The sequence below is a fragment of the Sphingobium sp. HWE2-09 genome (assembly GCF_035989265.1).
Classification (GTDB): Bacteria; Pseudomonadota; Alphaproteobacteria; order Sphingomonadales; family Sphingomonadaceae; genus Sphingobium.
On record NZ_JAYKZX010000001.1, the window covers coordinates 91,455 to 105,424 of the forward strand.

Consider the following 13,970-nt stretch of genomic DNA (forward strand, 5'->3'; position numbering starts at 1 on the left):
CGGATTATTTCGCCGCGTCGCGAAGATAGGCGATGATCGCCTTGCGCAAATCCGCATTGGCGACGCCGCCAAAGGTCATGCGGTTGCCGGGCACGACGGCTTGGGGCTTGGCGATGAAAGCGTCGAGCTTCTTGTCGTCCCAGTTGAACCCCGCCTTGGCCAACGCCGGCGAATAGGCGAAGCCTGCGCGCGTCCCCGCCTTGGCCCCGAACAGGCCGTTAAGGTTGGGTCCGACCTTGTTCGGCGCCCCCTTCACGACGCTGTGGCAAGCGGTGCACTGCAGGAACAGCATCTTGCCCTTGGTAACTTCGGGGGACGGCGCAGCCTGCGCCGGGACGGCGACAAGAGCAGCTGCCAGGAGGATCGTCGCGCGTATCATCATGGGATTGAGGCCTCATGCGCTAGAGAGTTGAACATCGACTGGGTCAGCAGATAGTCGCGCCGCGCGACGTCGTCGCCCGCCAGTTTTTCCAGATAGGCTTCCCGATCCGCAAAATTCTCGCTCATCGCCTTTTTATTGGCGATCGTCTGCGTTTGCACGAAGCTGTTGGTAACGGTCCGCCGCTGGCGATCATAACGGCCCAGCTGTTCGTCGGGATCGGCGCCATCGAGCAGGATCGCCATCAATTTCTGCGACAGGCTCCAGGCGTCGTGAATGCCCGAATTCATACCGAAGCCGCCCAACGGATTGTTGAGATGCGCTGCATCCCCCGCCAGGATCACGCGGCCTTCGCGGAAACTCTTGGCGACGCGCTGATGCACGCGATAGACCGTCCTGTGCTCCGTCTTGATCACCGGCGCGTCGGGGCCGAGCAGATCGCGGAATACCTTGTCCTTGCGCGCGTCGCTCAGCATGTCGGCGGCGCTGGCGTCGTCGGACTGCGGCAGCAGGATGCGCCACAAACCGGGCACGCGCAGCAACACGCACCAGTTTGGCGGATCGGCGACATAATTGACGTCCGACAGCCAGGGCAGATGCTTTTCGATCGGATAGGCGGTCGAGAGCGTCAGGAAGCTTTCCGGATAGGTGAAGCCGTCAAATTCGATCCCCAGCCATTTGCGGACCATGGAGTTCGCCCCGTCCGCACCGACCAGATAGTCGGCGGTATAGGTTTTGAGGTCGAACGGCCCTTCCGCCGTCGCGGTGACGCCATCGGCATCCTGTACCAGATGGACGAGCCGCCGGGAAAATTCCACTTCGGCATTGGGCATGGCCGCCAGCCGTTCCGCCACCAGCCGGGTCAGCTTGAACTGTTCGCACTGCAACCGGTAGGGGAATTGTGTGACATCGCCTAATTCGCTGACGCTGAGCGAGAAGCTCTTGTTGGTCTGGCGATTATGGTAGGTGTAGCTGGGCGCCTTCAGCCCTTGCTCTTCCAAGACGGGCAGCAGGCCCAGTTCGTCCATCATCTCCAGCGTCGGCGGATGGAAGGTCGATGCGCGCATATCTTCCAGGCAGGTGGCGGCGGCTTCCAGCACGCGCACGCTGATTCCTTTGGACGCGAGCGCAAAGGCCAGCACCATCCCCGACGGACCGCCGCCCGCGATCAATACCTGCGCATGGTCTATGTTACTCATGTCCGGACCCCCAAAGACGCCGCAGCGGACGTACCCGAATATGCCGTTCCCCCGGCCGTCATGTGAAATTCGGCTGTCATGCCCGCTCCCTGTGAATTCATCGGGATAAGGGTAGGCGAAGCGTTTCGGGCGGGGGATGCAACGCACCGTTTGTCCGCGCTGCGGAGAATGCGATGCGCAGGGCCGACGGAAAATACCATCGATCAACAAAAATAAGGGGGACTGCCCGATTCGGCAGCCCCCCGTTCATAATCCGGATATATGTTGGATAATCAGAAGCTGTAGCGCAGCGTCCCCAATATGGTGCGCGGATCGATCGCAAAGCGCGGCTGGATGACGGAAAAGCCGAAGCCGGTCTGCCAGCCCTGTTCCTGCAACAAATTCTTGGCCGTCACCTGCAGCTTCCACTGGCCCAGTTCATAGCCGACATAGCCGTTCAAAATGTCCTGCTTGTCGATCCAGCCGATCATCGCATTGTCGGGCGTCGAATAATAGGAATCGCGCAGGCTGTAGTCCGATCCGAAGATCAGCTTGCCCGGACCCACCGGAATGTCGCCATCGAAGCCCATATTGACCTGATATTTGGGGAAGACGGGCAATTGCTTGCCAATGAGCGAACCGATGTCGCCATTATATTTCCCTTTGTTGAGCGACCCGTTCCCCCACACGGTCAGCCCCGGCATCACGCGCCAGGACAGTTCGGCCTCCAGACCCTTTAGCGTCGCATCGTAATTTTCGACCAGGAAGCCGCCGTCATTGGTGTTCACCGGCTGCTGGCGATCCTTGATCTTGTTGTAGAAGGCCGACAGGTTCACGCGGACCTTCCGCCCGAACAGGTCGGACTTGATTCCAGCTTCATAGGCTTTGGTGATCTGCGGCTTGAACGGCTCCGACAGTTCCGTCGCGGTGGAGGCCAGGCCGTTATAACCGCCCGATTTGAAGCCTTCGCTATAGGAGGCGTAGGCCAAAATGTCCGGCGTCAGCTTGTAGTTGACGCCCAGCTTCGGCGTAAAGCGTTCATAGCGGTTAGCCAGCAAGACCGGCGTGCCGCCGATCACCGAATTGAGACGCTTGTCATCGATCGTATAGCGCCCTGCGCCGATCAGGGAGAGCTGGTCCGTCAGGTTGAAGGTCAGCTGCCCATAGCCCGCGAAACTGTTCGTCTCGATATTATAAACGGTGCGGCTAGGCGTGAAGAAGATCGCCGAATCGACGGTCTGACCCGCCTTTTCATTGAAATAATAAATGCCTGCGACATAGTCGATCAGGCCGTCGGCCGCGCTGCCGGTTGCCTGCAATTCCTGGCTGAACTGATGCTGGTCGCCCGCCGCCGTGCGATCGAACAGCGCCAGCGGCGTGGTGCCGGGCAGACCCAGGAAGGATGGCGGCACGCCGCCCGAAAAATCTTCGGTCCAACTGTCCTTGAGTTCCGAATAAGCGGTGATCGACGTCAGCTTGCCACCGGGCATATCCGCCGACAGGCGCAGCGTGCCGCCATATTGTTCCAGCCGCGTGGCCGACGGCGTCGGCGACAGTACGGTGCGGTAGGAGCCGCTGACCGGTACGATCTCGCCGCTGTTATCGATCCGGGTGGAGACGGCATATTGGCCGTCCGACTTGCCATGCATATAATAGCCGGTCAGGCGCCCTTCGATCGCATCGCCGACATAGGCGATGTCGCCCTGCACGCCTTCGAAACTTTCCTTGCCGACCTTGCGGTCGAGCGTCGCATTATATTGGCGGCCGCCGTCGCGGGCGCGGATCATGCCGTTGAGCGACGCGCGCCAGCGGCCATCGGCCGACAGCGGCCCGGTGACATAACCCTTGGCCCGACGCTCGTTCCAGCTGCCATAGCCAAGCTGCACCGACCCGCCAAATTCATCCTGTGGCGCCTTGGTGATGATATTCACCGCACCGGCCGAGGAATTGCGACCGTAAAGGACGCCCTGCGGCCCGCGCAGCACCTCGATCCGTTCCAGCTCGACAAATTCGAGCATCGAACCGGACAGGCGCGCGCGATAGACGTCATCGACATAGATGGCGACTTCCAATTCGGACGTCACGAACGCGCCGTCGGTGATGCCGCCGCCGCGAATGAAGGGCTTGAGGCCAGCGGTGCCGCCAGTGACGCCATCGAACTTCACATTGGGCGCCATGCGATTAAGGTCCATGGGCGACTGGATCTGCAGGCGATCGATCGTTTCGCTGCCGATCGCGGTGACGCTGACCGGCACATCCTGCAGCCGTTGCCCCGTGCGCTGGGCCGTGACCGTGATTTCTTGCAGCATGGAGGCGTCGGCCTGCGGTTGGTCCGTCTGCGCCCGAGCCACGGCCGGGCCGCCGATGGCGGCGATCGTCAGCGCAATCGCCGACGACGTGTTAAACAATGACATGAAAAACCCCTTTGAACATGGGCGGACGGGCGCTTTACAACCGCGCCCGTCCGCCGAACTTGTTCCCTGCCTGCGACGCGCGGTGGTCTTTGCCATCCGTCATGCCTGCGTCACAAAGCACGCCATGTTGGCAGGCTGGCGTCTGCGTTTCTGATATCGCCTATCCGCCTGCCGGACAGTGATCCGCGCGACCCTGCCCTCGCCCTGTCGGACAACTAGCCTTGTCTTGCTGTGCAGGCCCGAGCAGCCTTATGTTCCGGGCCAGCCCCGGGCAGTCGCTGCCCCAGATGGAGATCAAGGTCGTGCTCAATACCTTTCAGCAGGCGCCCCACGCGGCATTGCCCCAGTCCACGCCGGAGGAAGCCGCGCGGCAGGAATTTTCCAAGAGCCTCAAGCAGTTCGTCCAGCAGGGGCTGCTGCCCGGTCTTGGCCCCGTCTATCGCAGCCGCGCCGCCCGCCGATTCGAGCGCGAGGCGGGCCGCGCACCGACCGACCGGCATGACATCCGCAAGGCGATGGTGCCCGACAGCTATTTCCAGCATTATGCCGCCGTCAACCGGATCAGCCAGGAATTGCTGTGGGATGGTGTGATCGACAGCATCGACCGCGATGCCGACGGATTGCGCGCGCGGACGGACGCGGCGTCGGAAAAGAATCAGGGCGAATTGCGGATTCCCGAGACATTCGACGTGCCGCGTTATGTCAGCGCGCTGGACATCCATTGCATGCCGGGCGGTTATGCCGGGCATGGCGTGGGCAATGATCCGGCGCTCGGCGCGCTCTACGATCGCGGCGTGTTCCTTTATGCCATGGGCTATACCGGGCCGGACAATGACGACATGGGCCGGTCCGTCTGCAACTATATCAAGCGGCGACTGAACGGGTTCAGCCCCAAGCGCATCCTCGACATGGGCTGCACCGTCGGTCATTCGACGCTGCCATATAAGGAACTGTTCCCGGACGCGGAAATCTGGGGCATCGACGTCGCTGGTGCGCAGGTGCGCTACGCCCATGCCCGTGCGGGCGCGATGGGTCTGGACGTCAATTTCGCCCAGATGAATGCCGAGAGCGTGGACTTTCCCGATGGGCATTTCGACCTGGTGGTCAGCCACATCCTGCTGCACGAAACGTCTGGCAAGGCGATGCCAAAAATCTTCAAGGAATGCCATCGCCTGCTGGCACCGGGCGGCTATATGATCCACGCCGATCTGCCGCCGTTCGACCTCATGGACCCGTTCACCCAGTTCATCCTGGATAACGAAACCTATTATAACAACGAGCCTTTCTGGGGCGCGATGCGCGATCTGGACCAGGTGAAGCTGGCGACCGACGCAGGCTTCCCGGCCGATAGCATCCGGTTCGACACCGCGCCGATGGCGGTGATGGAATTCGCCGCCAGCGAAGCAGCAGGCTATAGCCAGGACGCCGCGGACAGCGTTGCCGAACGCGATTTTACAGCTGGCGAATTCGCCCCCGGCGGCGGCTGGGAAGTGCTGATCGCCCAGAAGGCTGCCTGAACGGACCGCTTTAGAAAGACCTGATGATGACCCAGATGCAACGTAGCGCCCGTGGCAAGCGCCCGACCTTTTACGAAACGCCCGCCCTGGACCAGATGATGTCGATGATCATGGTGCTGGCGAGCGAAGTGTCCGTCCTGGCCGACCAGATCGACGGCATGCAGCGTGTCGCCAGTGCCAATGGCCTGGACCTCAAGGCAGGCATGGAAGCGCTCGTGCTGGATCAGCCTGCGCTGGAGGAACGCGAAGCGCGGCGGCAGGCGATGCTGGGCCGCCTCTTCTACCTGATGCGCAAGGAGGCCGACGAGGCCACCGCCAGCGAAACCAGCGAAGGCTATCACAAGGTGCTTGACGAGATCGCACAGGGATGAGCGTCGCCGTCGATCACGATACCGCAGTCATCGCCGCGTTCCAGCAGATCGTCGGAGCCGACAACGTCCTGACGGGTGAAGCGCTGCTGCCGGTCGCCACCGATGTCTATCGCCAGGGCGCCCTGCCGGTGGCGGCGGTACGGCCGACCAGCATCGACCAGTTGCAGGCGGTCGTGCGGGCGGCGGCGGATTTCAAACTGCCCGTCACCGTGCGCGGCGGCGGGGCGTCCTATACGGACGGCTATATCGCGCGCGATGCCGGACAGTTGCTGATCGACATGAGCGGGCTGAACCGGATCGTCGCGATCGATGAGATAAACGGCCATGTCACGGTCGAGGCTGGCGTCACCTGGGCCACGCTGCGCGACGCACTGGCGGAAAAGGATTTGCGGACGCCATTTTGGGGGCCGTTCTCCGGGCTGGCCGCGACGGTCGGCGGATCGATGTCGCAAAATTCGATCAGCCATGGATCGGGTGCTTATGGCATTTCCGCCGATTCAGCGCTGTCGTTCGACATCGTGACCGCCGATGGGGCGCTGTTGCGTACCGGGGTGGCGGCGGCAGGCGCGACGCCGGTCATGCGGCATTTCGGGCCGGACCTGACGGGGCTGTTCACCGGCGATTGCGGCACCTTAGGGGTGAAGGCGCGGATCACCCTGCCCGTCATCCGTCGACGCCCCGCCCATCGCCCGATATCCTTCGCATTCCCGGATTTCGCATCGCTGCATGAATCCATGCGGCGGATCGCGATCGAGCGGATCGAGGACACGCATTTCGCGCTGGATGCCGCGCTGTCGCAGGGGCAGATCGCGCGGCAGGACCGGGCGGGCGCATCGCTGGACATGGCGCTGTCGATCGTCAAAAGTTCGCCCTCGCTGATCGCCGGGATCAAGCAGGTGGTGCGGGCGGGCCTGTCCGCGCGCAAGGTTATCAGCAACTCCGCCTTTATGACCCATTATATCGTCGAAGGGTTCGACGATGCCGAAGTGAAGGCGCGCCTGCATCGGTTGCGCCAACTGGTCGAGGGGTTGGGGCGTGAGATTCCCGCCACGGTCGCCGCCGTGGTGCGCGGCATGCCGTTTGCGCCGCTGTTCAACACGCTGGGTCCGGCGGGCGAGCGCTGGGTGCCGTTGCACGGTATCCTCAAGCACAGCGCGGTGCCGGGGTTCGAGAAAGCCTATCAGGCGTTCTTGGCCGAACGGTCGGCCGACATGAAGCGGCTGGGCATCTGGACCGGGGGCATGTATGGCGCGGTCAATTCGGGCGGTTTCCTGTATGAAATCGCCATTTACTGGCCGGACGAGATCACCGCCTATCATAGGGCCAATGTCCCTGCCGACTATCTGGCGAGCCTGCCGGTCTATCCCGCCAATGTCGAAGGGCGGGACTATGTCCACCAGTTGAAGACCGATATGACGGCGCTGTTCGTGGCGCACGGATCGACCAATTTCCAGCTGGGCCGCGCCTATCCCTATGCGGACCGGCTGGCGGCCGAACCATTGGCGCTGGTCAAGGCGATCAAAAGCGCGCTGGACCCGGACGGGCGGATGACGCCGGGGGGGTTGGGGCTTTAAGCCCCTTCCCGTCCCGTCATCTCCTGTTCGGCGGGGTCCGTCTCCACCAGGTTGAGCAATATGCCATCAGGATCGCGCAGGCAGACTTCCTGCTGCGCGCGATGGGGCATGACGAACAGCTCCGGTTCCGGGGACCAGGTCGCGCCCGCCGCGCGCAAGGCCGCGAGCGTCGCCGCCATCGATCGCACATAGAAAACCAGCGCCACCTCCCCGATGCGCGCGGGGCCGGTGGCGGGCGCGACGACATCGGGATGCAGCGCCGGGTCGATCAGGAACAGGCCGATCATCCCGTAATTAGGGCCGCCGCTTTTGACAATGCGCACGCTGAGCGGGCCGTGGTCGGCAAAACCCAATATGGTCGATGCCGACGGGGCGGTGAGGACGCCTTCATAATAGATGTCGGGAAAACCCAACGCGGCATAAAAAGCGCTCGCTTGATCCAGATCGCGCACGAAGATGGTGCCGCGAATGAGGGCGGAAACCGCGCGGTCGGTCATGGATAGCGCTCCTCGGTAAAGGCAGCGAGTTGATAGGTGGTGGGCACATGGCTCCACCGCATCGCCAGGAACAGGCAGTCCTCTTGCCGCACCCAAAGATCGGCCGGGGGCCAGTCGTCCCGCCAGCGCAACTGATAATGGCGCGCGGCGAAGTCGCCCGCTGGGACGGTGATGGATGCCTGGCCCATATAGGCGACATCGATCCGTACCGGGCAGGCACCTACCCTTTCATCGCCATTGGGGGAGATGCTGTTGGTGATCGCGTCGATCGATACGAACGCGCCCGGCCGATCGACCCCGCGACATTGTACGATCAGGGCGTCCCCCTGCAGTGGATGCAGGCCAAGATAGGCGAGCGGGCCGTCCGTCGGCATATGCTGTGTCGGCAGGGACAGGCCGTCAACGCGCCCTTCGACCCGCACGGCATCGGCGCCGACATCAAACCACAAAGCCGCCTCTTCCCACCCGTCCCTGATCAACCGGCAATAGCCATCGCGCGGACGCCAGTCCTCGTCCATCGACAAGGAAACGTCGCGCAACAGCGCCGCATCGTCCAGCACGCACAGCGCGCGCAGGAGGTGGCCGCCGGGATGGGAGGACAGTTCGAAATCCTCATGGCCGCAAGGAGTGCCGTCGGCGGCAAGATAGGCGATCCGGCCGGACAGGCGGCGGGATATGGCGGGGGAATAGGTCATCGACCAACGCTAACCGTGCGGCGATGCTGCCTTCCCCGCCAATCGGTGCTGACCGACAGGCGGGCATCCACGCGCCTCCATATTCCGGCATCGCGTCGGGCCGCCATTGTCCCCCGGTCGTTAGCGGGGGCGTCGCGCCCGGACCCATGAGGAAATAGCGTGTCGGGAATGGTCGAAATGCTGTGGAGCGTGTTCGACATCGACCGCGCCTGTGCGGCGTTGATTGATGTCGGCGGCTATGTGCGCACCGATCTGCCCGACGCTGGTGCCGATCAGGCGGCGGCATGGGGTTTGCCGGACGATTGCAGCCGGATCGCCCAGGTGCTGCTCACCGCTCCGTCCGACCCGGCAACCGTCCTGCGCCTCGTCCGCTTCGACGGATGCGAACAGGCCTTGATCCGACCGAGCCAGCGGGTCTGGGATACAGGCGGCATCTTCGACATCGATATATTCTCGCGCGATGCGCGCGCCGCCTATCGCGCTTTGGTCGAGCGCCATGGCTGGACCGCCTTTGGCGAACCGGCAGATTATGTGCTGGGCGATTTCGATGTGACGCAGGTGGTGGCGCGCGGGCCGGACGGCATGGTGGCGGCCATCATCGAACCGCGCCAGCAAAGCGACGTGGCCCTGCCGCGGCCCGGCGCCCTGTCCCGCCCGTTCAACGCGACGCAGATCGTGCGCGACATGGACGCGACGATCGCTTTTTTCACCGACATTTTGGGCTGGCGCGTCACGATGGCGATGGACGTGGAAGGGGCAGTCGAACCCGGCGCCGATGTGCTGGGCCTCCCCCTGCCCCATGCTCGCACGACTCGTCGGCGGATGGCGATCGTGCATCCCGACGGCACCAATGATGGATCGGTCGAATTGTTGCAGATCGTCGGCCTGCATGGGCATGATCATGCCGACCGGGCGGTCGCGCCGAATATCGGGCTGTTCGCCGCGCGCTTTCCGGTCGCCGACACGGACATCGCCGCCGCGACCATCGTCGCGCGCGGCGGGACGCTGCATTGCCCGCCTTGCGATGTCACGATCGCAGGCATCGGCCGCACCCGCCTGTTCGCGATCCGCACGCCCGATGGCGCGATCCTTGAATTTTTCCAAATTACAAACTCCGAAAGGCCCATCCCATGACTGACTCGCTAGGCCATCGCATGAAATTCGCGGTGGTGGCCCCGTCCACCAATACCAGCGTCGAGCCGGAATATGCCGCGATGCAGCCGCGCGGCGTCACCAATCACTTCTCGCGCATCGCCATCCCCGATACGCGCGTGACCGACGACGACAGTTTCATGGTGATGCTGGAAAATATTCGCGCCGCCACCTTCGACGCGGTCGATGTGTCGATGTCGATGGAGCCGGGCTGCGTCATCATGGGCATGTCGGCCGAAACCTTCTGGGACGGTGCGGAGGGCGCGGATCGCCTGCACAAGAAGATGCTGGAGCGCACTGGCGGCGTGCCGGTCATCATGGGATCGACCGCCGTGGACGCGGCGATCAAGGCCTATGAAAGCGAAACCGGCCCGATCAAGAAGATCGGCATCCTGACCCCCTATGCCCCGGTCGGCGACGCCAACGTCAAGAAATTCTTCGAAGATCAGGGTTATGAGGTCGTCAACATCATCGGCCTCAAATCGCCATCGCCGATGATGATCGCGCATGAATCCAAGCAGACGTTGAAACGCACCGCCATCGCCGTGTCCGAAGGCGTCGATGCGATCATCCAGGCGGGCACCAACCTCGCTTTCGCCGAAGTCGCCGCCATTGCTGAATTTTGGCTGGAAAAGCCGGTGATCGCGATCAATACCGCCACCTATTGGCACGCGCTGCGTTCGATGGGCATCCAGGACCAGATGGACGGGTTTGGCACGCTGCTCAGCCGCTTCTAAGCATAAGGGTCGTACATATGGACTATGATTATATCCCCCTTCCCCAGCGCAAGCCGCTGGTGTGGCCGAACGGCGCGCGCGTCGCGCTGATCCTGACGTTCAACCTCGAAACCTGGGATCTGACGAAGGATACCGACAAGCCCTATTATGCCGGTGGTCCAGCGATCCTGCCCGATATCCTGCCGGGCAATATTCCCGATTTTCCCAACTTCACCTGGCGCGAATATGGCCAGCGCGTTGGCATCTGGCGCCTGTTCGACCTGTTCGACAAGCTGGGCGCGAAGGCGAGCTGCACTACCAACGCGGTGACGTTCGAACGGCGCAAGGCGATGACCGACGCGGTGCTGGAACGCGGTTGGGAATTGCTGACGCATAATTGGGAACAGGGCGAACTGCTGACCAATTTCGCGGGCGATCCGGCCAAGGAGCGCGAGATCGTAATGCGCACGCTCGACCAGTTCGAGAAGTTCACCGGGCGCAAGTCCAAGGGCTGGCTCTCATCCTCCTTGCGCGGCACGATGCAGACGGCGGACATCCTCGCCGAATATGGCGCGACCTTCTACTGCGACATCATGAATGACGATCAGCCCTATCTGCTGAAGACGCCGCACGGCCCGATCGTGTCGGTACCCTATTCCAACGAAATCAACGATTTCACCTTCATCACGCGTAAGAATTTCACGACCGACCAGTTCGCCCAGGCGCTGATCGAGGAACTGGACGTGCTGTATGAGGAAGGCGCGACCAGCGGGCGGATCATGAATGTCGGCCTGCACCCGCATGTCTCGGGCCGCGCGCATCGCATCCGGGCGATCGCGGAGTTTATCGAACATGCCAAGTCGCTGCCCGGCGTGTGGTGGGCGACGCGTGAGGAGATTGCCGACTGGTATCTCCAGAACCATGAAAGCCATATCCCCGGCCAGCTTGGCTGAACCGGACAGAGGGGGAGCAGCGATGCTCCCCCTTTTTATGCCGCGCCCATGATCCCGGTGGCGCGCAGGCTGGCGATTGCGTCGTCGCTGTCATGCAGACCGGCTACCGCGTCGATCAGCGGTTGATGCGCCGCAGGAAGGCCGCCGAAGCTGAGGCAGCCCAACGCTTTGTCATCATGCTGCTGCCGGGTCAGTGGCCATTGCGGCGATCCCAACTGAGCGTCGATCGCCATGTCCAGGCTGCGACCGTCCGACAACCGGGCCACCGCCCGCGCTGGCACGAAGGCCGCCGGATCGGCATTGCCGTCGTTGACGACCGCGATGCGCGCGGCGAGAGCCAGCAGCGCCGGATCGTCCAGGCTTTCGCGTCGGAAATCGGCTAGCGATACCGTACCGCGCGTCAGCGTCACGGCGATGAGCCAGGGCAGGCACAGCCGCGCATAGCCCGGTTCCATATGCGGCCTGGTTGGACGCCCGACGAGGCGATGGATCAGCGGCGGCGCATGATAGTCCAGCCGTTCCAGCCATTCGGGCCGCAGCCCCTGTTCCGCCATCAGCCTTTGCGTGGCAACGATACCGCCATGCCCTGCGCGGCCTGTCGGAAAGGGCTTCCAACTGACTTCGGTGATCCGGTGTCCTTGCGCCAGCAGCGCCAGCGCGGCAGGTAAATCGTGACTCACCTCCTGCAACGCCAGATAGCCGAACGGCCCGTCGATCGGCGCGGCGACGCCGGGCATCCCCGCCCGCGCCAGATCGATCGCGACGAGGGAGGAGCGCGCCGCATTGGCGACCTGCACCGGCAAGGCAGGCTTGCCCTCGACATGCGCCTGCATCGTGCCCGACGCAAAGGCGAGCGCATGGCCGAAGGCGTCGAGCGCCTGTTGCCGCTCCATCCGCCGCAACCGGGTGATCGCGGCGACGCAGCCGAAAATGCCCGCGGTGGCGGGACGGAAGAAACTCAGCGGCCCGGTCGCGGCCAGGCCGAGTGTGACAGCGACATCGACACCTGCAACGATGGCGCCGAGGAAGTCGCTGCCACTGACCGGCGCGCCCCGCTCCGCTTCGCCCAGCAGCGCCGCCAGCACGGTCGCCATCGGGTGCAGCACGGCGGGTTCATGGACGCAGTCATATTCCTGCCCATGAATCTGGAACGCATTGACGAAAGCAGCCGAGGCGGCGGGCAAGGTCAAGCCCGGCCGACCGAGCACGGAGGCCGAACCGCCCTCACCCCATCCCTGCGCTATCGCCAACACCGCGTCGGCATGGGCGGCATTGCGTCCGGCCACTCCGACGCACAGGCTGTCGTGCAGAAAGATACGAGTCGCCTCCCGCGCCGGGGCGGGCACGGCAGCCCATTCGATGCCCAGCGCATGATCGATCAACGTTTCGGACGCGCTCAATGCGGTTCCTCGCCACCCGACACGTTCATGCTTTCGCCGGTGATATAGACGGCTTCGTCCGAACACAGGAAGGCGACGGCGCTCGCGGTATCGCCCGGCACGCCCGGCCGCCCCATGGGAATGCGACCGGCCATGCGCTTGAGATATTCTTCCACCGAAATGCCCTGCAAAGCAGCAAAATGTTCGTTCTGCCATTGGCCCAGGCCCGTCGTCACATGATTAGGACAGACGTTGTTGACGGTGATGCCATGGCCGCCCAATTCGATGGACGCCGACCGGACCAAGCCCACAAGGCCGTGTTTCGATGCGGTATAAGCCTGCGCATGGGGGAAGCCGGACTTAGCCGCCTGGCTGGCAATATTGACGATGCGGCCGCCCTTGCCTTGCGCGATCATGATCTCCGCCGCTGCCTGAAGCCCGAAGAACGCGCCGGTCAGGTTGACGTCGATCACCGCGCGCCAGTCATTGGCGGACACGTCCATCAACGGCTTCATGATATAGCCGATACCGGCATTGTTGATCCAGATGTCGAGCGATCCATGGACCGCCTGCGCATGGGCCGCCAGCGCGCGCACCTGATCTGGATCACGCACATCGCAGGGGAAAGTCGATCCAGGCGTGGCGAGCGACGCGGCGATCCGCTGCATTTCGTCTGTACCGCCGATCATGCCGTCGGGCGTCGCGGCGTCGCGCGACGCACCGATGTCGGAAATTACGACCGCCGCGCCCTCTTCCGCCAGTCGCCGGGCGATCGCCTCGCCCAGCCCGCCCGCGCGGCCCGATCCGGTGACGACGGCGGTCTTGCCCGCAAACCTCATGGATGAACCTGCTCGGTCGTCAGGAACGTCACGTCGGCCATGTCCTGGAATGCGGCGGCGATCGCCTGCATCTTGTCGGTCGCAGCGTCGCGGCCGAACTGCTCCATATCCTCGACATCGATGATCTCGACATAGTGATAGGGCGGGGCCGCATCGGTGCCGAGCTGCCCGGTGGTGCGGAACAGGTCGAAACCGCCGATGGAGGGCAGCGCGTTGACCGTCGGCAGATCGACGGTGCGCGCCCATTGTTCGTAGCTTTCGACCGAAATGCCGGGCTTCAGGTTCAACAGGGCGATCAGGCGCATC

Annotated in this window: 14 protein-coding genes; 6 read left to right on the top strand and 8 right to left on the bottom strand. The window is 63.5% G+C overall.

Annotated elements, in window-relative coordinates; all coding sequences use genetic code 11:
* Positions 1–4: 4 nt before the first annotated feature.
* The 3 genes from U5A89_RS00385 to U5A89_RS00395 form a co-directional block, all read right to left on the bottom strand.
* Positions 5–382: a c-type cytochrome gene (locus U5A89_RS00385; RefSeq protein WP_338159248.1), complete on the bottom strand. Its 378-nt coding sequence runs from the start codon at positions 380–382 to the stop codon at positions 5–7.
* On the bottom strand, positions 379–1,578 hold the full coding sequence (locus U5A89_RS00390) for an FAD-dependent oxidoreductase (protein ID WP_338159249.1): 1,200 nt from the start codon (positions 1,576–1,578) through the stop codon (positions 379–381). The genes U5A89_RS00385 and U5A89_RS00390 overlap by 4 nt, the downstream gene beginning before the upstream one ends.
* Positions 1,579–1,850: 272 nt before the next feature.
* Entirely contained in the window at positions 1,851–3,971 is a 2,121-nt protein-coding gene (locus U5A89_RS00395; RefSeq protein ID WP_338159250.1) for a TonB-dependent receptor, read from the bottom strand.
* Positions 3,972–4,222: 251 nt separating this feature from the next.
* On the opposite strand from U5A89_RS00395, the gene U5A89_RS00400 reads away from it, so the two are divergent.
* The 3 genes from U5A89_RS00400 to U5A89_RS00410 are packed head-to-tail and all read left to right on the top strand — an operon-like array spanning position 4,223 to position 7,433.
* Entirely contained in the window at positions 4,223–5,488 is a 1,266-nt protein-coding gene (locus tag U5A89_RS00400) for a class I SAM-dependent methyltransferase (protein WP_338159251.1), read from the top strand.
* Positions 5,489–5,511: 23 nt separating this feature from the next.
* On the top strand, positions 5,512–5,859 hold the full coding sequence (locus U5A89_RS00405) for a hypothetical protein (RefSeq protein WP_338159252.1): 348 nt from the start codon (positions 5,512–5,514) through the stop codon (positions 5,857–5,859).
* On the top strand, positions 5,856–7,433 hold the full coding sequence (locus U5A89_RS00410; RefSeq protein WP_338159253.1) for an FAD-binding oxidoreductase: 1,578 nt from the start codon (positions 5,856–5,858) through the stop codon (positions 7,431–7,433). The genes U5A89_RS00405 and U5A89_RS00410 overlap by 4 nt, the downstream gene beginning before the upstream one ends.
* Here the strand turns inward: U5A89_RS00410 and U5A89_RS00415 are convergent.
* Complete coding sequence (locus U5A89_RS00415) at positions 7,430–7,930, bottom strand: VOC family protein (protein WP_338159254.1); 501 nt, start codon at positions 7,928–7,930, stop codon at positions 7,430–7,432. The genes U5A89_RS00410 and U5A89_RS00415 overlap by 4 nt on opposite strands.
* Positions 7,927–8,625 carry a hypothetical protein gene (locus U5A89_RS00420; protein WP_338159255.1) on the bottom strand — a complete coding sequence of 233 codons (699 nt, stop codon included), beginning with the start codon at positions 8,623–8,625 and terminating at the stop codon, positions 7,927–7,929. Before U5A89_RS00420 ends, U5A89_RS00415 begins: the two co-directional genes overlap by 4 nt.
* A gap of 168 nt (positions 8,626–8,793) precedes the next feature.
* Between U5A89_RS00420 and U5A89_RS00425 the strand changes: the two genes are divergently transcribed.
* The 3 genes from U5A89_RS00425 to U5A89_RS00435 are packed head-to-tail and all read left to right on the top strand — an operon-like array spanning position 8,794 to position 11,446.
* Positions 8,794–9,759 (top strand): VOC family protein, encoded by a 966-nt coding sequence (locus U5A89_RS00425; RefSeq protein WP_338160124.1) that lies wholly within the window; start codon positions 8,794–8,796, stop codon positions 9,757–9,759.
* Complete coding sequence (locus U5A89_RS00430) at positions 9,756–10,514, top strand: maleate cis-trans isomerase family protein (protein WP_338159256.1); 759 nt, start codon at positions 9,756–9,758, stop codon at positions 10,512–10,514. Before U5A89_RS00425 ends, U5A89_RS00430 begins: the two co-directional genes overlap by 4 nt.
* Before the next feature lie 17 nt (positions 10,515–10,531).
* Positions 10,532–11,446, top strand: a complete 915-nt coding sequence (locus tag U5A89_RS00435; protein WP_338159257.1) for a polysaccharide deacetylase family protein — start codon at positions 10,532–10,534, stop codon at positions 11,444–11,446.
* A 35-nt stretch (positions 11,447–11,481) separates the two neighbouring features.
* Here the strand turns inward: U5A89_RS00435 and U5A89_RS00440 are convergent, their stop codons facing one another.
* The 3 genes from U5A89_RS00440 to U5A89_RS00450 are packed head-to-tail and all read right to left on the bottom strand — an operon-like array spanning position 11,482 to position 13,969.
* Positions 11,482–12,846 carry an MmgE/PrpD family protein gene (locus tag U5A89_RS00440; protein ID WP_338159258.1) on the bottom strand — a complete coding sequence of 455 codons (1,365 nt, stop codon included), beginning with the start codon at positions 12,844–12,846 and terminating at the stop codon, positions 11,482–11,484.
* A complete protein-coding gene (locus U5A89_RS00445; protein ID WP_338159259.1) occupies positions 12,843–13,664 on the bottom strand; it encodes an SDR family NAD(P)-dependent oxidoreductase in 822 nt (273 codons plus the stop codon). The genes U5A89_RS00440 and U5A89_RS00445 overlap by 4 nt, the downstream gene beginning before the upstream one ends.
* The gene (locus U5A89_RS00450) at positions 13,661–13,969 is read right to left on the bottom strand and encodes an REDY-like protein HapK (RefSeq protein WP_338159260.1); all 309 of its coding nucleotides are present in this window, start codon (positions 13,967–13,969) and stop codon (positions 13,661–13,663) included. Before U5A89_RS00450 ends, U5A89_RS00445 begins: the two co-directional genes overlap by 4 nt.
* Position 13,970: the final 1 nt, after the last annotated feature.

Coding starts and splice junctions, on each gene's coding strand:
- U5A89_RS00395 (WP_338159250.1), bottom strand. CDS start 3,971: ATGTCATTGTTTAACACGTCGTCGGCGATTGCGCTGACGATCGCCGCC.
- U5A89_RS00420 (WP_338159255.1), bottom strand. CDS start 8,625: ATGACCTATTCCCCCGCCATATCCCGCCGCCTGTCCGGCCGGATCGCC.
- U5A89_RS00405 (WP_338159252.1), top strand. CDS start 5,512: ATGATGACCCAGATGCAACGTAGCGCCCGTGGCAAGCGCCCGACCTTT.
- U5A89_RS00415 (WP_338159254.1), bottom strand. CDS start 7,930: ATGACCGACCGCGCGGTTTCCGCCCTCATTCGCGGCACCATCTTCGTG.
- U5A89_RS00430 (WP_338159256.1), top strand. CDS start 9,756: ATGACTGACTCGCTAGGCCATCGCATGAAATTCGCGGTGGTGGCCCCG.
- U5A89_RS00445 (WP_338159259.1), bottom strand. CDS start 13,664: ATGAGGTTTGCGGGCAAGACCGCCGTCGTCACCGGATCGGGCCGCGCG.
- U5A89_RS00400 (WP_338159251.1), top strand. CDS start 4,223: ATGTTCCGGGCCAGCCCCGGGCAGTCGCTGCCCCAGATGGAGATCAAG.
- U5A89_RS00425 (WP_338160124.1), top strand. CDS start 8,794: ATGGTCGAAATGCTGTGGAGCGTGTTCGACATCGACCGCGCCTGTGCG.
- U5A89_RS00385 (WP_338159248.1), bottom strand. CDS start 382: ATGATGATACGCGCGACGATCCTCCTGGCAGCTGCTCTTGTCGCCGTC.
- U5A89_RS00435 (WP_338159257.1), top strand. CDS start 10,532: ATGGACTATGATTATATCCCCCTTCCCCAGCGCAAGCCGCTGGTGTGG.
- U5A89_RS00410 (WP_338159253.1), top strand. CDS start 5,856: ATGAGCGTCGCCGTCGATCACGATACCGCAGTCATCGCCGCGTTCCAG.
- U5A89_RS00390 (WP_338159249.1), bottom strand. CDS start 1,578: ATGAGTAACATAGACCATGCGCAGGTATTGATCGCGGGCGGCGGTCCG.
- U5A89_RS00450 (WP_338159260.1), bottom strand. CDS start 13,969: ATGCGCCTGATCGCCCTGTTGAACCTGAAGCCCGGCATTTCGGTCGAA.